Origin of the sequence: Paracoccus indicus, from assembly GCF_003056335.1 — a bacterium.
Taxonomy (GTDB): Bacteria; Pseudomonadota; Alphaproteobacteria; order Rhodobacterales; family Rhodobacteraceae; genus Paracoccus; species Paracoccus indicus.
Genome location: NZ_PYWA01000002.1, coordinates 341,868 through 361,888, shown reverse-complemented (window position 1 = coordinate 361,888; position 20,021 = coordinate 341,868). Strand labels below are relative to the sequence as shown.

Below are 20,021 nucleotides of genomic sequence, written 5' to 3'. Positions count from 1 at the left end.
GGCGCTGGGGTAATGTCTGATGTTCGAGTGAGGGTTACACTGGTGGGATACACGCCTTTGACACCGCAAACTTAAATAGCTAAAAACAAAGGATATTTGCAACAGACTGCCGAGTTCAATCCTCTCTCACAGCACCAGTTTTCCCTTGAAGAACTGATGCGACACAAGCTGCGGATATCCGCGGCTTTTTTCATGTCCGGATGTGAAAACGGGCCGGTTTCCCGACCCGTTTCCGCTTGGCTCAGTCCGCGCGGCCCTTGGCCAAGGCGGGTGGCGTCACCATCTTTCGTTGCCAAAGGAACAATGCGACGGCGACGGCCAGTCCGACCACATCGCTGATCCAACCGACCGAGATCATCGACAGGGCTGCAATGATCAGCACGATTCGCATCCATCCGGCGGCATGGCCGAAGAAGTAGCCGATGACGCCCGCCGACAAGAGGAACATGCCCAGCAGCGCGGTCAAGGTGGCATGGACGATGTCCAGCGTCTCGCCCTGCATCAGCAGCTCGTGCGAGCCGAAGAACATGAAGGGGACGATGAAGGCGGCAAGGCCCAGCTTGAACGCCTCGACCGAGGTCTTCATCGGGTCCGACCCCGCAAGCCCCGCACCCGCATAGGCGGCCAGCGCGACGGGCGGCGTGATGGCCGACATGACGGCATAGTAGAACACGAAGAAATGCGCGACCAGGACCGGAACGCCCAGCTGGATCAGGCCCGGCGCCACGACCGCAGCCGCCACCGCATAGGCCGCCGTCGTGGGCATGCCCATCCCCAGGATGATCGAGATGCACATGGCAAAGAACATCGCCAGCAGTTGGTTCTGGTCCGCGATCGTCAGCAGCAGCGCCGAAAAGCGCGCCCCCACCCCGGTCAGTGCGATAACACCCACGATGACACCTGCGGCGGCACAGACGGCGACCATCTGGATCGACATCTTGGCACCCATATCCAGCGCCTTGAAGATCTGGCGCGGCCCCATCTTGTGGGGCGTCAGCCAGCTGACCATCGCGGCGGCCGCCATGCCCATGGCACCGGCGCGGATCACGGAATAGCCCGCGAAGAGGGTATAGATCAAGATGATGATCGGCAGGAACAGATAGACCTGTTTGATCAGGTCGCCGAATTTCGGCAGCTCGGACCGCGGCAGGCCCTTCATGTCCAGCTTCAGCGCCTGAAGATCGACCATGAAATAGACGGACACGAAATAGAGCAGCGCCGGGATGATCGCGGCGATGACGATGTCGGTATAGGGGATGCCCGTGACCTCGGCCATGATGAAGGCGCCCGCGCCCATGATCGGCGGCAGGATCTGCCCGCCCGAGGAGGCCGTCGCCTCGATCGCGGCGGATGATTTGGGCGAATAGCCGACCTTCTTCATCAGCGGGATGGTCAGTGATCCGGTCGACACGACGTTCCCCGCCGAGGTGCCGTTGATCATGCCCATCAGGCCAGATGCGAAGACCGCGACCTTGGCCGGACCACCGCGCGCCTGACCCGCGCAGGCAAAGGCGAAGTTCACGAAGTAATCACCGACCTTCGACGCCTGCAGGAAGGCCGCAAAGACGATGAAAAGGATGATATAGGTCGAGCTGACGGCGATAGGGTCGCCCAGCACGCCTTGGTCGGTAAAGATATAGGTGAAGAACCGCGTGGCCGTATAGCCGCGATGGTTCAGGAAGCCGGGTAGCCACGGCCCAAGGAAGCTGTAGGCGATGAAGACGCCGACGATGGCGACCAGCGCCAGACCGGTCAGGCGGCGCGTCAGTTCCAGGATCAGCAACACGCCCGTGACCGCAGCCCAGAGATCGCCCGGCTGCGCCATGCCCGTGCCCGCCCGCATCCTCAGTGCGCCGACGACGAACAGGATATAGCCCAGCACCGCGACCGAGGCGACGCACAGCAGCAGGTCGCCCGCATAGATGCGGCTGCGGTCGCGCGACGAAAAGCGCCAACCCGCGACGATGGCCGCGACCGTGCCGATCGCCAGCGGCAGGCCGTAAGTCGCGAAACCGAAGGACGGTGGGCGGGCGACGCCGGCCAGCCACCACGCCAGCCAGGCATAGGCGATGATGACGAAACCATAGCCGATGCCAAGCGCACCGACGCCCAGCAGCGCAAGCTCGGCGGGGCCGCGCTTGATATCAGGGGCGGTTTCGTCGGTCTGGGTCAGGGCGGAATAGGTCAGGAACCCGATGACCAAGCCGCCGCAAACATGGATCATGCGGTATGCCCAAGTCTCGAGCGGATAGACCACCATGACGGTCAGGTGAAAGACGGTATAGGCGGCGCAGAGGATGGCGATGATCAGGCCCGCCCGGGCGCGGGCGTCGCGTTGATTGGGGGCCATCGGCTCGTCATCGACGCCTTGCGCGATGACAGGGCCGTTCTGTGCCGCATGGGCATCAGTTGCGGACATGGGAAACCTCGGTCGGGGCAAGCCGGGGATGCGAACCGCGTGGTCAGTCCGACGCGTTCATCCCAGGATGAAATCGGGGGAATGCCCCGACGCCACTTGCGGGCGTCGGGGCGGCGGGCATCAGCCGCGCAGGTCGTCGGGGATCTCGATCCCCTTTTCGTCGAAGTACTTCACGGCGCCGGGGTGGAACGGCAGGAAGGTGTTCTTGTCGGCATTTTCCGGCAGGGTCTCGGCGGATGTCGCATGGATCTGCATCATCGCCTCGTTGTCCTCCATCACCAGCTTGGTGATCTCATAGGCCAGGCTGTCGGGCATGTCGGCATGCGTGATGGCAAAGTTCCACATCGCGACGGTACCGTGACCTTCGGGAAAGCCCTGATACATGCCGCCCGCGACCTCATAGGCGGCGACTTCGGGCATCGCCTCAAGGATCTTGCCGCGCTGTTCCTCGGTGAAGCCGAAGATGTTGACCTCGTTTTCCGCTGCGATCTGGGCGAAGGCGGAAATCGGAACGCCGGCGGCAAAGGCGAAGGCATCGATCAGCCCGTCCTTGACCTGGCCCGTCGCGTCGTTCGCACCCGAATAGCTGATGGTCGCATCAACCCCCAGCACGTCGAAGAAACGCGGCCAATAGGTCGCGGCCGTACCGCCCGCGGGACCGACCGAAACGCGCTTGCCGTTCATGTCCGCAACATCGGCCACGCCCGAGGACTTCAGCGCCACCGCCTCGAACGGGGTCTGATACATCGGGAACAGCGCCCGCATCGAGGCATGTTCGACACCCGGTGCCAGTTCGCTGTTGCCCGACCATGCCTCGTATGCGGGGCCCATGGTGACCAGGCCGATCTGGTGATCGCCGGTTTCGACCAGCGTGGCGTTCTGGACCGGGCCGCCCGTCACCTCGGCCGAGGCGTTGACGCCCAGCTTCTGCGTGATCAGGCCGGCCAGGCCCGTGCCATAGATAAAATAGGTGCCGCCCTGGCTGGCCGTGCCGACCGTCAGGCTCGAGGGCCAGTCGGACCGATCCTCTTGCGCGAAGGCGGGTTGCATGGTCAGGGCGGTGGTGGCCGCAAGGGCGGCTGCTGTCAGGAAACGCATCGAAATCCTCCCAGATTCTTGGCGAACGGCCGGTGACCGGCCTGTAAGACGTGGCACCAGCTAAGGCCGGCCATGTCCTTGGCGCAATGCCGCCATGCAACCCGCGCAGGATAAAATGACATGTCGGGCGGTGCGATGGGTGGAAACGGTAACATCACGCCCGCGCGATGGGTGGATATCCCCCCAGTCAAACCTCGTGGTCGACGTAATGGGTCTTGTCGATCCGGTATTTCTGCATCTTCTCGTAAAGCGATTTGCGCGACAGCCCCAGTGATTCATAGACCGGCTTCAGCCGCCCCCCATGTGCCGCCAGCGTCGCCACGATCACGTCGCGTTCGAACATCGCGACACGGTGGGCCAGCCGCATCTGGTCGGGGCTGCGATCCTCGGCGGGTTGCAGGGCGATGCCAAGGGCGTGGCGGTCGGCGGCATTGCGCAATTCGCGGACATTGCCGGGCCAGTTGCGCTCGACGATCTCGGCCAGCAGGGTCGGCGGGACGGCCACGGCGGGTCGGCGGTGGCGGGCGGCGGCCTCCTGCACCAGCTTGATGAACAGCAGCTGGATATCCTCGCGCCGGGCCGACAGTGGCGGGACGTTCAGCGTGACCACGTTAAGCCGATACAGAAGGTCGGCGCGAAAGCGGCCCCGCGCGACCTCATCCTCCAAGGGCTGGCGTGACGTCGCGATGAAGCGCACGTCCAGCACCCGGTCCTCGTTCGCACCAAGGGGAGAGATGACGCGGTCCTGTACCACCCGCAGCAGCTTGCCCTGCACGTCCAGCGGCATCGAGCCTATCTCATCCAGCAGGATGGTGCCGCCGCGGGCGTGTTCGAACTTGCCGTATCGCGGACGCAGCGCGCCGGGAAAGGCGCCCGCCTCATGGCCGAACAGCTCGCTCTCGATCAGCGAGGCGGGCAGCGAGGCGCAGTCGATGGCAATGAAGGGCTTGCCCGCGCGGGGTGACAGGTCGTGCAGGGCGCGGGCGACGACCTCTTTTCCCACGCCGGTCTCACCCTCGATCAGCACGTCGGCCTCGGTGGGGGCGATGGTGCGCAGGCGTCGCCGCAGGTCGATCATCACGTTGGACCGACCCACCAGCCGGGTTTCCAGATCATCCACCTGCCCCGCCGCCGCCCGCAGCACGCGGTTTTCCAGCACCACGCGGCGGTAATCCATGGCGCGGGCGGCGATCTCGGACAGCTGCTGGCCGTCGAAGGGTTTCTCGACGAAATCATAGGCGCCCTCGCGCATCGCGCGGACCGCCAGCTGGACGTCGCCGTGCCCCGTTACCAGAATGACCGGGATATCGGCATCGATGTCGCGGATGCGGCGCATCAGGGTCATGCCGTCCATGCCGGGCATGCGGATGTCGGTGATGACCACGCCTGCAAAGCCGAAGCCCACGCGGTCCAACGCCGCCTGCGCATCGGCGACATCCTCGACCTGGAACCCTTCCAGATCCAGCGATTGCGCGGTCGAGAGGCGCATGTCGTCTTCGTCGTCGATCAGCAGGATGCGGCCCGATGTCATGGCAAGTCCCCTTCAAGGCGTGGCAGGTCGATGACGAAGCATGCCCCCTGCCCGTCACGCCGCAGACGCAATTCGCCCCCGAAATCCTTGATGATGTTGAACGAGATCGACAACCCCAACCCAAGCCCGCTGCCGACCCCCTTGGTGGAAAAGAACGGATCGAAGACGCGGTCGTCCAGCCCTTCAGGGACGCCGGGGCCGTTGTCGCGCACGGTCAGGATCACCCGCCCTTCCGTTTCCTGCGCCGTGATGTCGATGCGGGCATCGGCACGCCCGTCCAGCGCGTCCAGCGCATTCGACAGCAGGTTCACGATCACCTGCTGGAACCGCACCGGCCCCGCCATGACCCGCAACGGCTGCGGCGGCAGGTCCAGGTTCATCGCCACCTGCCGCTTGCCGATGCGCCATGCGATCACCTCCAAGGCGTCGCGCATGACGTCATGCAGGTCCACCGGGCGCAGTTGTGCGTTTGGCTTGCGGGCAAAGTTGCGCAGGGTGCGGCCGATTTCGGTCATGCGGTCGGTCAATGACAGGATGCGGGCCAGATTGGCGCGGGTGTCATCGGGGCGGTCGCGATCCAGATATGTCACGGCGTTGGCCGCGAAATTGCGCACGGCCCCAAGCGGCTGGTTCAATTCATGCGACAGGGCCGCCGACATTTGGCCAAGGGCTGCCAGTTTGGCCGATTGCACCAGATGGCGCTGCGTGCGGCGCAATTCATCCTCGGTCGCGCGGCGTTCGGTGATCTCGGCGCTGAGGCGGTCATTCAGCTGGGCCAGTTCGCGGGTGCGGGCCTCGACCCGGCCCTCCAGCTGAGCCTGCGCCTCGGCCTGGATCGACAAGCGTTCGCGCAAGCGTGCGCGACGCTGCATCCAGGCCATCAGACCCGCCAGAACCGCACCTACGATCAGCAGCGCCGCGACGGTGCCCTGCAACGCCTGCCTGCGGGCGGGGGCCGTATCCAGCAGGACCTGAACGCGCCATCCCGCCTCGGGCATGGTTTCCGAGACCGATACGAACTCGCGACGGTCATCGCCCGCCTGCCACCGCAGCATCTGGTGGCCTGCCACCTGCCCCATGCGCTGCAGCGGCAGCATGTCCAGCGGTTCGTCGTCATAGCGCCGGGTGGCCGCGATGCGCGCCCGGGCCTGTGCGCCCAGTGGTCCAAGGGACCGGAACTGCCAGTCGCGGCGGCTGGCCAGAAAGACGATGCCCTCGCTGTCGGTGACGATCATCTCGTATTCGGCGGCGCGCCAGCTGTCCTCGATGGCGTCGACATCGACCTTCAGCGCCAACACGCCCAAGATGCGGCCCCGGTCGCGCACGGGCGCCGCAAAGTAATAGCCGCGCTTGCCCGAGGTTGTCCCAAGCGCGAAGAACCGCCCCCGCCCGCCCGCCAGCGCCTGCGTGAAATAGGGGCGATAGGCGAAACTCTGATCGATGAAGCTGAAGTCGCGGTCGAAATTGCTGGCCGCCACCGTCACCCCTTGGGCATCCATGACATAGGCATCCGACAGCCCCATCAGCCGCGTCACATGCCGAAGATAGAGGTTCGCCGCAGCCATCTGCGCAGGGGCCGCGTCGGGGTCCAGCGCGTTCGACAGGACGGGCGCGCGTGCCAGCAGGTCGGGCAGGCGTTCGTGGCGGGCCAGCTCGCCCCGCAGGCCTGAAACCGCCAGCCGCAGGATATTCTCGCCCTGCGGGATGGTGGCCTTGATGTGCTGACCGGCCAGCCAGCTGCCACCCTGCACCAGCATCGCCCATGCCAGGATCAACGCCAGTCCCAGCGCTGCAAGCCTGCGCCTGCCCAGCCGTGTCGTGGCCTGCTGCATGATCCCCCCACCGGCGAAAACCGCCCGCGCCATCTTTCCAGCGCACGGCGGGGCGGGGCAAGCCCCCGGATCCCATCGCCTTCGGCCCGCGTCTTGCCACCGGGGGCCGCGCGTGGAAAACCTGATCACGACACGAAAGGCCGCACCATGACCCAAACCACGACCCTACCCGACCTGCTGGACCGCCTGAGCGATCTGGCGAAATCGGACAAACGCCATCTGGTCGCACTGGCGGGTCCTCCGGGTGCGGGGAAAAGCCACGTCTCGGATGCGCTGGCAGCAGGGTTGCAGGCGCAGGCGCCGGGGCGGTCGGCGATCCTGCCGATGGACGGCTATCACCTAGACGATGGTCTGCTGTCGGCGCGGGGCGATCTGGCGCGCAAGGGGGCGCCCCATACCTTCGATCTGGACGGCTTTGGCGTGATGCTGGACCGGCTGGCCGCCGATGACGGTCGCAAGGTGCTGGTCCCGGTCTTCGATCGCGCGCTGGAGATTTCCCGCGCCGCCGCGCGCGAGATCGATCCCGCCGCCCGGCTGATCGTGGTCGAGGGCAACTATCTGCTGCTGGATCAACCGGGTTGGCGCGATCTGGCCCGGCATTTCACGCTGACGATCTTCCTGCAGGTGCCGCAGGATATCCTGCGCGACCGTTTGCTGGCGCGCTGGCAGGACCTACCGCCTGACGTCGCCCTGCAGAAGGTCGAGGCGAACGACCTGCCCAACATGCGCCTCGTCTGCGCCGAAAGTCGCCCCGCCGATCTGGTCCTGAACAACGCGTGAAGGCCGCCCCCGCAAGGGGACGGCCATGTCTTCGTCAGCAATCCGCGATCACTGCGCGATTTCGCGCACGACCTCGCCTTCCGGGGTCAGGTGCAGCATGACCTTTTCGCCGTCCGGGTTGGTCGCCGTCACGGCAGCGCCCGGACCGGCGCGGCGGATGTCGCCAAGGTCGGTATAGCCCGCATCAGACAGGGTCGAGGTCACGGCATCGACGTCCAGCCGGGGCGCATCGGGACGGTCGCCGCCCTTCATGCCGTGATCGCCGTCGCGCGGACCGCGGGCGTGATCGCCACCTTTGCCGCCATGCTTGCCACCACGGTCGCCGTGATCGCCATGCCTGCCGCGCTTGCCATGTTCGCCGTGATCACCATGCTTGCCATGCATCCGGCCACCGTCGCGACCACCCTCGCGGTCGTCATCGCCGCGGCCAAAGCGCAGCAGGTTGCCGTCCGTGTCGAACTGGGCGCGCAGATCCTGTCCATCGGCGTCCTGACCGGCCATCATGATCATGCCCCGACCCGACATGACATGATCGACAACGGCGAACTGACCCGTGATATCGGCATCACGAACCGTCTGCGGCAGCAGTTCGTTCAGCAGATCCTGCGGCACGGCAGCGTCATCCATCGCAATCCCCGTCAGCTTGCCCGAGGCGTCGAACATCAGGCGCAGATCCTCGCCGTCCTTGCCCTCGCCCTTCAGACCCAGCATCTCGCCGCGGCTGTGCAGCTCTTCGATCTTGGCAAGCATGTCGAAGGCATCGGCATCGCGGACGGCTGCGGGAACGGCAGCTTCTAGCACGGGGGCGGGAAGGACGCCGTCGTCGGCCTCGATCACCATCAGCTTGCCGTCCTTGTCGAAGCGCGCCTCGATCTCGGTGCCATCGGCCATCTCGCCTTCATAGCGCATCTCGCCGTTGCGGCCCTTGCGGCTTTCCATGTCCTGCAGGTCCAGACCCTGCAGCACGTCGGGCATCTGGCTGGCGGTCGCGGTTTCCTGCGCCGAGGCGCTGCCGGCCATGGTCAGCATGGGCGCGCCGGCAACCAATGCGATCAATGCGGCCGAGGATGCGAGTTTGCTCAGGTTCATGTCAGTCTCCTATCGTCTTCTTCAGACCGGCTGTTCCGATCTTGGACGAATCACACCTATCAAAAGGTGGCCGAACGAAACGCCAATGCGCCATTTGGTTTCCATTTCGCTTTCGGCGTTCATAATCCACCCATGATGCGCGCCCTGTCCCTTTTGATTCTGACCGCCCTTCCGGTGGCCACGCTGCCGATGCCGGGCGGGGCGCAGGACATGCCGCCCTTCGCCTCGATGCCCGAATTGGCAGATTTTCGCCCCATGCCGCCCCGGCAGGTGGTGCGGCGGGTCACTGCGCGCTATGCGGGGCGTCCCATCGCGATCGAACTGGTGCCGCCCTCCCCCTCGGAATGGGACATGGGCGTGCAGCTGGTCTATCACGTGCGCCTGCTGACCGAAGCGCGCAACCTGCTGGACATTCGGCTGGATGCCCGCGACGGACGTTTCCTCGAGGTGGCGGGCCGTGGTCAGCTGACGGCCAGGCGTCGGGCCGGAAAAGGATAAGGATACCCCAAATGCGCGCTTTGATCGTCGAGGATGACCCGACGCTGGCCGAACAGCTGTCGCAGGCGATGATCGCCGCGGGCTTCGTCACCGACATCGCCCATGACGGCGAACAGGGCGAATTCCTTGGTGCGACGGAAACCTATGACGTTGCCATCCTTGATCTGGGGCTGCCGACCCTGTCGGGTATCGAGGTTCTGACCCGCTGGCGCGATCAGGGCGTGACGATGCCGGTGCTGATCCTGACGGCGCGGGGCGACTGGACCGACAAGGTCGCGGGGTTCCGCGCGGGTGCAGATGATTACGCCGTCAAGCCCTTCCGGCTGGAGGAGGTGCTGCTGCGCGCGCAGGCCCTGATCCGCCGCGCGGCGGGCCATGCGCGTCCGGTCATTCAGGCGGGCAAGCTGCAGCTGGACAGCCAGCTGGGGGTCATCACCCATGACGGATCGCCTTTGAAGCTGACCGCCTTCGAGGCGCGCATCCTGACCTATCTGATCCACCACCACGACCGCATCGTCAGCAGGACCGAGCTGTCCGAGCATCTCTACGAGGCCGAGACCGACCGCGATTTCAAATCCATCGAGGTCGTTATCGGCCGCCTGCGCAAGAAGGTCGGCGAGGGCGTCATCCAGACCCGCCGCGGCGAGGGTTACGTTTTGCGGACCGCGCCGTGATCCGCAGCATCCGCGGGCGGCTGTTGCTTCTTGCGGCGGTCTGGCTCTGCGCGGCGCTGCTGGGGGCGTTCCTGCTGATATCCTCGCTGCTGCGCGATTTCGTCACCGACCGCTTCGACGCCGAGGCCGCCGCCATCGCCGACAGCCTGATCGGGCAGTTGCAGGTGCAGGACGGGGCGGTCACGCTGGACGACACCCCCGTGGACGCGCGCTTCCTGTTGCCGTTTTCGGGCTGGTATTGGCAGGTCGATGCCGGTGACAGGCTGATCGACCGCTCCGCCTCGCTTCTGGACGGACGATTGTCGGGACCGGCAGGCGATTTCACCGGGGGTGCAGGGCGCGACAGCGACGGTGCGGGCCTGCGGACCCTGCGCCGCGAGGTGACCCTGCCCGACAGCGAGGCCATGGTTGCCATCACGGTCACAGCGCCGATGGATCAGATCCGCGACAGCCTGCGCCAGATTGTCCGACCGCTGGCCGTGGCGCTGGCCGTGCTGGGACTGGGGTTGGCAGCGGCCAGCGTCATCCAAGTGACGGCGGGGCTTAAAAGCCTGGTCCGCTTGCGGGTCGATCTGGCCCGCGTGCGCAGGGGCGACAGCCCGCGTCTTGCCATGCCCGACGTCACCGAGCTGCGCCCTCTGGCCGCGGAGATCAACGGTGCGCTGGACCAGAACGCCGTCCTGCTGACAAGGTCGCGCCAGCATCTGGGCAATCTGGCCCATTCGCTGAAGACGCCTCTGACGGCGTTGTCGAACGATCTGCCGCAGGATCATGCCGGACAGGCGCTGATTGCCCGCATGGACCGGCTGATCGGCTGGCACCTGCGCCGCGCGCGTCAGCAGGGTGGCCGTGTCCTGGGCCAGCAGACGCCCATCGCACCGGTGATCGACGACATTCTGCTGGTGCTGCGCTGGCCGATGCAGGACAAGGGCATGACAGCACAGATCGACTGCCCGCCCGATGCCGCCTTCCCCGCCGAACGGCAGGATCTGGAGGAGATCGTCGGCAACCTCTGCGAAAACGCCGTCAAATGGGGTCGCAGCCACCTGCGGATCAGCGTGACGACGGGGGCGACACTGCGTCTGGCGGTGCAGGACGACGGCCCGGGCTTGCCCCCCGATCAGGCACCCAAGGCCCTGGCCCGCGGAGGGCGGCTGGACGAACAGGGGCCGTCCGGCGCCGGTCTGGGGTTGGCCATCGTGGCGGATCTGGCGGCTCTGCACGGGGGAGAACTGCTGCTGGAGCGGTCAGAACTGGGCGGGCTTGCCGCCATCGTGGACCTGCCTGCCTGAAATATCCGCAAACCCTGCGCAGCATAATTTTACCATTTGATAAAAAATCGGACCTGTGCCAGCCTGATTCGACCAACAGGTGAGCCAGGAGACGAAAATGTCCCAAGCAAGACTGTCGCCCGGTGTCGTGCCGGGTCGACTGACCCCCGAACAGATGGCGGCGAATTTCGTCGATGTCGCGCCCCCTCTGGATCGGCACGAGGCGCATGTCGCCGCCGACCGGTGCTATTTCTGCCATGACGCGCCCTGCATCACGGCCTGCCCGACCAGTATCGACATTCCGCTGTTCATCCGGCAGATCGCGACCGATACGCCCGATGCCGCCGCCATGACGATCTTTCACGCCAATATCCTTGGCGGCATGTGCGCCCGCGTCTGCCCCACGGAAAACCTTTGCGAGGGCGCCTGCGTCCGGGAAACCGCCGAGGGCAAGCCCGTCCAAATCGGCGCGCTGCAACGCTATGCCACCGACGGGCTGATGGCGCAGGAAGGTCACCCCTTCACCCGCGCCGAAGCCACCGGCAAGCGTATCGCCGTGGTGGGGGCCGGTCCCGCGGGGCTTTCCGCCGCACACCGTCTGGCCGCTAAGGGCCATGACGTCACCATCTTCGAGGCACGCCCCAAGCCCGGCGGCCTGAACGAATACGGCATTGCCAGCTACAAGGCCGTGGACGGCTTTGCGCAGGCCGAGGTCGACTGGCTGCTGGGCATCGGCGGCATCACCATCAAGAATGACCACGCGCTTGGCCGGCAGATCACGCTGGAAAGCCTGCAGGCCGATTACGACGCGGTCTTCCTGGGCATGGGCCTGGGCGGCGTCAACGCCTTGCGTGCTGCGGGCGAGGATCGCCAGCATGTCACCGACGCGGTCAGCTTCATCCGCGACCTGCGACAGGCGACCGATCTGGTTACCCTGCCCGTCGGGCGCGACGTGGTGGTGATCGGCGGCGGCATGACGGCGGTCGATGCGGCCGTGCAGGCGAAACTGCTGGGGGCGGAAAACGTCACCATCGTCTATCGCCGCGGTCAGGACCGCATGGGCGCCAGCCGTCACGAACAGGACCACGCCACCGCATCGGGCGTCCGCCTGATCTGCAACGCCGCCCCCGTGGCCATCCACGGCAACGGCGCCGTGGCCGAGATCGAGTTCTGCTATACCGCCAGCAGCCCCGACGGGCTGACCATGACCGAGGACCGCTTCCGCCTGAAGGCCGATCAGGTGTTCCGCGCCATCGGCCAGACGCTGGACGGCACGCCCGAGGCCATCGCGCTGGAGGGCGGCAAGATCGCCGTCTCCGGTCCCGGTCGCACCAGCATCGAGGGTGTCTGGGCGGGCGGCGACTGCACGGCGGGTGGTGATGATCTGACGGTGACCGCCGTGGCCCAGGGCCGCGACGCCGCCGAGGACATCGACGCACATCTGACCGGTCGTCCCGTCAGCATCCCGGGCTGAGGCCCTTCCCATTCGCGCATGAAAAAGGACGCTGAACATGGCAGATCTGCGCAGTAATTTCATCGGGATCAAATCCCCGAACCCCTTCTGGCTGGCCTCGGCCCCGCCCACCGACAAGGAATACAACGTCCGCCGCGCCTTCCAGGCGGGCTGGGGCGGTGTCGTCTGGAAAACCTTGGGCTCGGAAGGCCCGCCCGTCGTCAACGTCAACGGTCCCCGCTATGGCGTGATCCACGGCGCCGACCGCCGCGTCTTGGGCATCAATAACATCGAGCTGATCACCGATCGCCCGCTGGAGGTGAACCTGCGCGAGATCAAGTCGGTCAAGCGCGACTATCCCGACCGCGCGCTGATCATCAGCCTGATGGTGCCCTGCGACGAGGACAGCTGGCGCGACATCCTGACGAAGATCGAGGATACCGGCGCCGACGGGGTCGAGCTGAACTTCGGCTGTCCGCACGGCATGGCCGAACGCGGCATGGGCGCCGCCGTGGGCCAGGTCCCCGAATATATCGAAATGGTCACGCGGTGGGTGAAAAAGCACAGCCGCATGCCCTGCATCGTCAAGCTGACCCCCAACATCACCGATGTGACCAAGCCCGCCGAGGCCGCCAAGCGCGGTGGTGCGGATGCGGTCAGCCTGATCAACACCATCAACTCGATCACCTCGGTCGATCTGGACCTGTTCGCGCCCCAGCCCACCATCGACGGCAAGGGCAGCCATGGCGGCTATTGCGGCCCGGCGGTGAAACCCATCGCGCTGAACATGGTGGCCGAGATCGCGCGCAACCCCGCCACCGCCGGCATCCCCATCAGCGGCATCGGCGGCGTCACCACCTGGCGCGATGCGGCGGAATTCATGGCGCTTGGGGCGGGCAACGTTCAGGTCTGCACGGCGGCGATGACCTATGGCTTCAAGGTCGTGCAGGAGATGATCAGCGGGCTGCACGACTATCTGGATAGCCATGACATGGAGATGTCGGACCTGATCGGACGGGCGACGCCCAATGTCACCGACTGGCAGCACCTGAACCTGAACTATGTCACCAAGGCGGTCATCGATCAGGACGCCTGCATCAGCTGCGGCCGCTGCTATGCTGCCTGCGAGGATACCAGCCACCAGGCCATCGCCATGAAACCCGGCCGCGTCTTCGAGGTGATCGAGGAGGAATGCGTCGCCTGCAACCTCTGCGTCGACGTTTGCCCCGTCGAGGATTGCATCACCATGCGCGAACTGGACATCGGAGAGATGGACAAGCGCACCGGCATCCCGCGCGGCGAATACGCCAATTGGACCACGCATCCGAACAACCCGATGGCCGCACGGGCCGCGGAATAAGGAAGGGGGGCAGATCGCCCCCCTTTTTCACAACCCGTAGATGCCTTGGAACTTGTCTTCCAGATAGGACAGCAGCGGTTCGGGACTGATCGGCTGGCGCGAGGCTTCCTCGATCAGTTGCGCGGGCGGCAGCAGGCCGCCATGACGCTGGACGTTTTCACGCAGCCACTCGGTCCCCTGCGAGGCATCGCCTTGCGCCAGACCTTCGTCCAGATCCGGCACATCCTCCCGCATCGCCTGGTTCAGGCAGCCCGCATAGACGTTGCCCAAGGCATAGGTCGGGAAATAGCCGAACAGACCCACCGACCAATGGACATCCTGAAGGACGCCATTAGCAGGCCGGTCCACCGCCACGCCGAAATCGCGCAGGAAGCGGCTGTTCCACGCTTCGACCAGATCCTCGGTGTCCAGCCGCCCCGAGATCAGATCGCGTTCCAGATCAAAGCGCAGCATGACGTGCAGGTTGTACTGGACCTCATCCGACTCGGTGCGGATGAAACCGGGGGTGACGCGGTTGACGGTCGCGTGGAAGGCGTCGGCATCGGCAATGTTCAGCCCGTCGAAGGCATGCGACATGCGGTCGAACAGCCAGCCGGTGAAGGCACGCCCCCGCCCCATCTGGTTCTCATAGATGCGGCTCTGGCTTTCGTGCACGCCCATCGACACGCCGCGCCCCAGGGGCGTGAAGGCGTAATCGGGGTCGATCCCCTGTTCATAGCTGGAATGCCCGACCTCGTGGATCGTCGAATAGAGGCAGTTGAACGGGTCCGTTTCCACGACGCGGGTGGTGATGCGGCTGTCCTGCCAGCGGCCACTGCTGAAGGGATGGACCGCCAGATCCATCCGCCCCCGCGTCCAGTCGTAACCAAAGGCGCTGGCGCAGGCACGTGACAGGCGCATCTGGGTTTCCTGCGGGAAATGCCCCGACAAAGCCTGCGGCTGGCGTTCGGACCCCAGCACGTCGTCACGCAGCGCGACCAGACGCGGGCGCATCTGGTCGAACAGGCTGGCCAGACGTGCGCCAGTCATGCCGGGCTCGTAATCCTCCAGCAGCGCATCATAGAGATCGCCGCCATCGGCCAGCGCGGCAGCTTCCTCGCGCTTCAGCATCAGGACCTGATCCAGCGTCGGCAGGAAATCGGCGGGGGCGTCCTTGGCCCGCGCATCCGCCCAGATACCTTGTGCCAGCGATGTCAGCCGCGCCAGTTCGGATGCCAGCCGCGCCGGGGTGCGGTTGGTGCGCGCGTAATCGCGAGCGATCAGGTCGACGGCGCGCTGGTCCGAGGGCGTCACGGGTTCGGCGGCGTCCAGCCATTCGCCGATGCGCGGATCGGTGCGGCGTTCGTGCAGCACCTCCTCGATTGCGCCCATCTCCTCGGCGCGCTGTTCGGTGGCGCCGCGGGGCATCACGGTTTCCTGGTCCCAGCCCAGTCTCTCGGCGACCGAGGACAGCGCCTCGGTCTGGCGCTGGAAGGCAAGCAGATCGTCAAGCGCGCTCATCGCAGGGTCCCCCTGATGGATGTTTCAATCGGATAGCGGGCATGGTGACGCGCCCGCAGGATCAGCGAAAACAGCACCACGGCCCCGACCTGATGCGACAGCGCCAGATCCAGCGGCGAGGCATGGATGACGTTCATGATGCCCAAGCCCACCTGCGCGGCCACCGCCACGATCATCACGGTAAAGGCGCCGCGCGTGACCTTGTGCGGCGATTTGCGCGACCGCATCCAGACGACCACCGCGAAGATGGCGACCAGATAGCCGGTCATGCGGTGGATGAACTGCACCAGCGCGGGGTTTTCAAAGAAGTTGCGCCACCCCAGCGTGCCGTCCCAGATCGCAGACGGGATCCATTCGCCCCCCATCGTCGGCCAGCCGGTATAGGTGCGGCCCGCGTCGATGCCCGCGACCAGCGCCCCGATCAGGATCTGCACGAAGGTCAGGTGCAGCAAGCCAGTGGACATGCCGAACAGCTTCGGCTCGCCCGCGCGGCGGGCGCGGATCAGCTCGGCCTCGGACCGCGACAATTGCAGGGCATACCAAGCGATCAGGCCGAGGATGACGAAGGCGATGCCCAGATGGGTGGCCAGACGGTACGAGGCGACGCGGGTCATCCCCTCGACCAGGCCCGAGCTGACCATCCACCAGCCGATCGCACCCTGCAGACCGCCAAGCGCACCAACCGCCAGCAGGCGCGATTTCCAGCCTGTCGGGATGCGACCCGTGGCCCAGAAGAACAGGAAGCCCACGGCCCAGACCAGTCCGATCAGGCGGCCCAGCAGGCGGTGCGACCATTCCCAAAGATAGATGTACTGAAACTCGCTCAGCGACATGCCCGCGTTGACCTCGGTGTATTGCGGAATCTGCTTGTAGGCCTCGAACTCGGACTGCCAGTCGGCGTGGTTCAGGGGCGGCAGGGTGCCGGTGACGGGGGCCCATTCGGTGATCGACAGGCCGGAACCCGTCAGCCGCGTCGCGCCGCCAAGCGCGATCATCGACAGGACCATCGCGAACAGCACCATCAGCCATAGCCGGATCGCGCGACGCGCGCCCTTGGGGCGGGCGTCGATCATGCCGGTGGTCTGGACGGGGCGGCGGGCAGAGGTGTCCGAGACCTCCTCGAAGACGGGGCGCTTGGCCATCGCTTGCTCCTTTGCGTCGGGCGAAGGTTAGGGTCCGCCTAGCGGCGGGTCAATTGGCGCAGCACGCCGTGCAGCATCCGCACGTCGCCACGCGTCAGGTTCAGCCGCGACCACATGTTGCGCATGTTCAGGCGCATAGATGCGGCCTTGGTTTCGGGAAAGAAGAAGCCGGCTTCGGTCAGCTGTTCGTCATAATGGTCGCCGAGGCGCTCGATCTCGACCCGGTCGGCGATGTCCTGTGCGTCGCTGCGCCGCAGATGGGGGTGCGGTTCGGGCGGCAGGATGTCGCGCCCGTATTCGTAACCCATCAGCAGCACCGCCTGCGCCAGGTTCAGCGAGGGGAACTCGGGGTTCACCGGCACCGTCACGATGGCGTTCGCCCGCGCGATGTCGTCGTTCTCCAGCCCCGTGCGCTCGGGGCCGAAGATGATGGCGCTGCGGCCGTCGTGGTTGCGCGCCTGCTCCATCGCGGTGGCGGGCGTATGGACAGGCTTGGTCAGTTCGCGTCCGCGCGCGGTGGTGGCATAGGCATAGTCGATGCCCTTCATCGCCTGCGCCAGCGTTGGATAGACCTTGGCCTGGTCCAGCACGCGCCCTGCCGCCCCCGAGGCCATCGCGACGGCCTTGGGGTTGGGCCAGCCGTCGCGCGGTTCGACCAGGCGCATCTCGGTGAAGCCGAAATTCAGCATGGCACGCGCGGCGGCGCCTATATTTTCACCCATTTGCGGGCGAACCAGAATAATGACAGGATGACGTTCGATTTGCATGATCTGGCAAATAGTCCGTCTGGCGGCGCGCGGCAAGCTGCGCTATCTGCGACACAAAGGAGACACGCCATGACCGATGCCTCGCAATTGTACCTGATGACCCCTGCCGGCGCGCAGGCCCATGCCCTTGGTCCCATGCTGGCCGAGGTGATGGACCGCTTCGCCCCCTCCTGCCTGCGCATCCGCGGCGGCGGCGAGGAGGACGAGCTGGGCCGCCTTGCCGACATGGCGCGCGAGATCGCCCATGCCCGCGACGTGGCCGTGGTGATCGACGACCACGTCAAACTGGCCCTGCGCCATGGGCTGGACGGGGTGCATCTGAACGACGGGTCGCGCAGCATACGCTATGCCCGCAAGGAACTGGGCGATGATGCCATTGTCGGCGCCTTCTGCGGCGCCTCGCGCCACGAGGGCATGACCGCCGCCGAACTGGGGGCCGATTACGTGTCCTTTGGCCCGGTGGGCGATTCCGCGCTCTACAAGAACGAGGTCGTCGATCTGGAACTGTTCCAGTGGTGGTCCGAGATGATCGAGGTTCCGGTCGTGGCCGAAGGCGCCATCACCCGCGACCTGATCGCGCAGCTTTCGCCCATCAGCGATTTCATCGCCCTCGGGCCGGAACTCTGGGCGCAGGACGACCCGATCACCGCCCTTTCGCAGCTTTGGGGCTAGGACCCGCAGGGGGCTGTCAGCCCCCGCGCAGGCGGCTTTCGAACAGCAGCCCCTCCTCGTCCAGGATCGGATGCGCGACCGAGATGAAATGCGCGTTGATGCGTTTCAGGTCGCGCAGGATGTCCAGATGCACCGATGAGGTCTCGCGCGTTTCCTGAACGCCCTCGCGCAGCCGGATCAGGTGGCGCTGCGAGGATTGCCGTTCCAGGTTCCTGATCTCGACCTTCAGCTCCATCAGGCGGCGGGCCAGTTCGCTGTCGCGCGTCATGAAGACGGTCTGCGCCAACCGCAGGACCTCGAAGGTCTGCAGGAACATGCTGTCCAGCTCCTGGTACCCCTCGTCGGAAAAGCGCAGCTGCAGGCCGATCTTCTTGCGGACCTGCACGGCCAGCCCCCGGTCGATGATGTCGCCCACATGTTCAAGGTTGATGACGTAATCGAGGATGTTGATCGTGTGGCGACGCTCGGCCTCGGTCGCGCCACGGCCAAGACGCGTCAGATAGGTCTTGACCTGCTGCTGCCGCTGATCGACGCGTTTTTCCAACGTGACGACCTCTTCCAGGGGCGCATCGTCGCTCTTGCGGAAGGCAAGGCGGGTCTGCTCCAACATCCGGTCGATCATGTCGCCGATTTCCATCGCCTGGCGACTGGCACCGGCCAAGGCCATCTGCGGGGTCTCCAACGCGGCTTCGTCCAGCCATTGCGGGGCGTTCTCGCCCTGCGGTTCCTGGTCGGGCAACAGCTTGCGCAGCATCACCGTCAGGGGCCGCGCCAAGGGCCAGACCAGCACCGCCAGCAGCAGGTTGAACCCCAGGTGCGCCATGACTGCCAGTCCCGCATAGGGCATACCCGTCAGAACCTGCCCCGCCAGCCCCGCGAAGGGCAGCGCCAGCAGCGATCCGCCCGTCCGCACGACCAGGTTGCCGATAGTCAGACGGCGCGTCGCGGCCTTGGACCGCAGCGTGGCCAGCACCGGGGGCACCGCGCCGCCAATATTGGCGCCCAGAACCATGACCACGGCCAGCCCCGGAGGCAGATCCAGCGACAGCACCAGCAGCACCGCCGCCAGCGACGAGGAACACATGATCGCCAGCCCCGTCGCGAACAGCAGCGCCACCGGCCAGGCCTGATCCAGCAGCACGATGAAACCCGCCATCGCCGGGGCCTCGCGCAGGGGCTGCGTGGCGGCGCCCAGCAGCGACAGGGACACCAGCATCAGGCCGATGCCCATCAGTGCCCTGCCCGTACCCGACCAAGTGGCATCGCCGCGCTTGGACAGCGCATAGCCCAGCAGCATCAGGAAGGGGCTGATCGCCTCGATCCCCGCCGAGACGATCAGCGCCGTCAACGCGGTGCCGACATTCGCCCCCAGCAGGACGATCTGTGCCATCCGCCCCCGGATCATGCCCCGGTCGACGAAGGATGCGGTCAGCAGCGCCGTCGCGGTCGAGCTTTGCAGCCCCAAGGTCGCGACCAGCCCCGACAGAAACGCCCGCCAACCCGTGCGCGTGCCCAGCCCGATCGCGGTCTTCAACCGCAAGCCGAAAGCCTTGGTCGCACCGTCGCGCACCAGCCCGAGGCCGAACAGCAACAGCGCCACCGCCCCGCCGATCTGAATGAATGCCAGGACCGAAGCCACCGCAGATCCTTTCCGTCCCGCTGCCATCGTCCGAGGCCCGGGACCCTTCGGAAAAGTTTGCCAATTTGCCCGTTCAGGTCAAGCCATGACATGCCAACGCACTACGGGATTGCAGCATTGCCACAATCGGCAGCCAACAGTGATGTATTCGATGAAATGGTGCCCGGAGACGGATTTGAACCGCCGACACGCGGATTTTCAATCCGCTGCTCTACCAACTGAGCTATCCGGGCCCCTTGTGACGCAGATTGCCGCGTCGGGTGAGGCGTATTTACGAGGGGGCGCGGGGACTGTCC

The 20,021-nt window shown here is 65.9% G+C and carries 16 protein-coding genes and 1 tRNA gene; 7 read left to right on the top strand and 10 right to left on the bottom strand.

The features are described from left to right. Nucleotides 1–241: 241 nt before the first annotated feature. The 4 genes from DDE75_RS04700 to DDE75_RS04685 all read right to left on the bottom strand — a co-directional run bounded on the left by DDE75_RS04700 (nt 242) and on the right by DDE75_RS04685 (nt 6,880). A complete protein-coding gene (locus DDE75_RS04700; RefSeq protein ID WP_108501210.1) occupies nt 242–2,419 on the bottom strand; it encodes a TRAP transporter permease in 2,178 nt (725 codons plus the stop codon). A gap of 120 nt (nt 2,420–2,539) precedes the next feature. Next, complete coding sequence (locus DDE75_RS04695; RefSeq protein ID WP_108501209.1) at nt 2,540–3,517, bottom strand: TAXI family TRAP transporter solute-binding subunit; 978 nt, start codon at nt 3,515–3,517, stop codon at nt 2,540–2,542. A 187-nt stretch (nt 3,518–3,704) separates the two neighbouring features. Further along, nucleotides 3,705–5,048, bottom strand: coding sequence for a sigma-54-dependent transcriptional regulator (locus DDE75_RS04690; RefSeq protein WP_108501208.1), 1,344 nt, complete (start codon nt 5,046–5,048; stop codon nt 3,705–3,707). Then, complete coding sequence (locus DDE75_RS04685; protein WP_108501353.1) at nt 5,045–6,880, bottom strand: sensor histidine kinase; 1,836 nt, start codon at nt 6,878–6,880, stop codon at nt 5,045–5,047. The genes DDE75_RS04690 and DDE75_RS04685 overlap by 4 nt, the downstream gene beginning before the upstream one ends. A gap of 147 nt (nt 6,881–7,027) precedes the next feature. Here DDE75_RS04685 and DDE75_RS04680 point away from each other — a divergent pair, with 147 nt between their 5' ends. After that, nucleotides 7,028–7,660, top strand: a complete 633-nt coding sequence (locus DDE75_RS04680; RefSeq protein WP_108501207.1) for a nucleoside/nucleotide kinase family protein — start codon at nt 7,028–7,030, stop codon at nt 7,658–7,660. 48 nt (nt 7,661–7,708) lie between these two features. Here the strand turns inward: DDE75_RS04680 and DDE75_RS04675 are convergent, their stop codons facing one another. Continuing rightward, a complete protein-coding gene (locus tag DDE75_RS04675) occupies nt 7,709–8,749 on the bottom strand; it encodes a PepSY-like domain-containing protein (protein ID WP_162798882.1) in 1,041 nt (346 codons plus the stop codon). A 135-nt stretch (nt 8,750–8,884) separates the two neighbouring features. On the opposite strand from DDE75_RS04675, the gene DDE75_RS04670 reads away from it, so the two are divergent. The 5 genes from DDE75_RS04670 to preA all read left to right on the top strand — a co-directional run bounded on the left by DDE75_RS04670 (nt 8,885) and on the right by preA (nt 14,005). Next, a complete protein-coding gene (locus DDE75_RS04670) occupies nt 8,885–9,247 on the top strand; it encodes a PepSY domain-containing protein (protein WP_162798896.1) in 363 nt (120 codons plus the stop codon). 11 nt (nt 9,248–9,258) lie between these two features. Beyond that, complete coding sequence (locus tag DDE75_RS04665; protein ID WP_108501204.1) at nt 9,259–9,921, top strand: response regulator transcription factor; 663 nt, start codon at nt 9,259–9,261, stop codon at nt 9,919–9,921. After that, on the top strand, nt 9,918–11,213 hold the full coding sequence (locus DDE75_RS04660; RefSeq protein ID WP_108501203.1) for a sensor histidine kinase: 1,296 nt from the start codon (nt 9,918–9,920) through the stop codon (nt 11,211–11,213). The genes DDE75_RS04665 and DDE75_RS04660 overlap by 4 nt, the downstream gene beginning before the upstream one ends. Nucleotides 11,214–11,310: 97 nt before the next feature. Further along, nucleotides 11,311–12,666, top strand: coding sequence for an NAD(P)-dependent oxidoreductase (locus DDE75_RS04655; RefSeq protein ID WP_108501202.1), 1,356 nt, complete (start codon nt 11,311–11,313; stop codon nt 12,664–12,666). A gap of 37 nt (nt 12,667–12,703) precedes the next feature. Then, nucleotides 12,704–14,005 carry an NAD-dependent dihydropyrimidine dehydrogenase subunit PreA gene (preA, locus tag DDE75_RS04650; protein ID WP_108501201.1) on the top strand — a complete coding sequence of 434 codons (1,302 nt, stop codon included), beginning with the start codon at nt 12,704–12,706 and terminating at the stop codon, nt 14,003–14,005. 27 nt (nt 14,006–14,032) lie between these two features. On the opposite strand, the gene DDE75_RS04645 is transcribed toward preA, so the two are convergent. From DDE75_RS04645 to DDE75_RS04635, 3 genes are read right to left on the bottom strand one after another with little or no spacing between them, the layout of a single operon-like run. Beyond that, complete coding sequence (locus DDE75_RS04645; protein WP_108501200.1) at nt 14,033–15,505, bottom strand: carboxypeptidase M32; 1,473 nt, start codon at nt 15,503–15,505, stop codon at nt 14,033–14,035. Continuing rightward, nucleotides 15,502–16,647 carry a heme A synthase gene (ctaA, locus tag DDE75_RS04640; RefSeq protein WP_108501199.1) on the bottom strand — a complete coding sequence of 382 codons (1,146 nt, stop codon included), beginning with the start codon at nt 16,645–16,647 and terminating at the stop codon, nt 15,502–15,504. Before ctaA ends, DDE75_RS04645 begins: the two co-directional genes overlap by 4 nt. Before the next feature lie 38 nt (nt 16,648–16,685). Continuing rightward, nucleotides 16,686–17,414, bottom strand: coding sequence for an RNA methyltransferase (locus DDE75_RS04635; protein ID WP_108501198.1), 729 nt, complete (start codon nt 17,412–17,414; stop codon nt 16,686–16,688). Between the two features lie 69 nt (nt 17,415–17,483). Here DDE75_RS04635 and DDE75_RS04630 point away from each other — a divergent pair, with 69 nt between their 5' ends. After that, the gene (locus DDE75_RS04630; protein ID WP_108501197.1) at nt 17,484–18,086 is read left to right on the top strand and encodes a thiamine phosphate synthase; all 603 of its coding nucleotides are present in this window, start codon (nt 17,484–17,486) and stop codon (nt 18,084–18,086) included. Between the two features lie 16 nt (nt 18,087–18,102). Here DDE75_RS04630 and DDE75_RS04625 read toward each other — a convergent pair whose 3' ends face one another. Both DDE75_RS04625 and DDE75_RS04620 read right to left on the bottom strand, forming a co-directional pair. Beyond that, complete coding sequence (locus DDE75_RS04625) at nt 18,103–19,725, bottom strand: Na/Pi cotransporter family protein (RefSeq protein WP_245894621.1); 1,623 nt, start codon at nt 19,723–19,725, stop codon at nt 18,103–18,105. Between the two features lie 157 nt (nt 19,726–19,882). Beyond that, nucleotides 19,883–19,958: transfer RNA gene (locus tag DDE75_RS04620), tRNA-Phe, on the bottom strand. Nucleotides 19,959–20,021 lie beyond the last annotated feature (63 nt).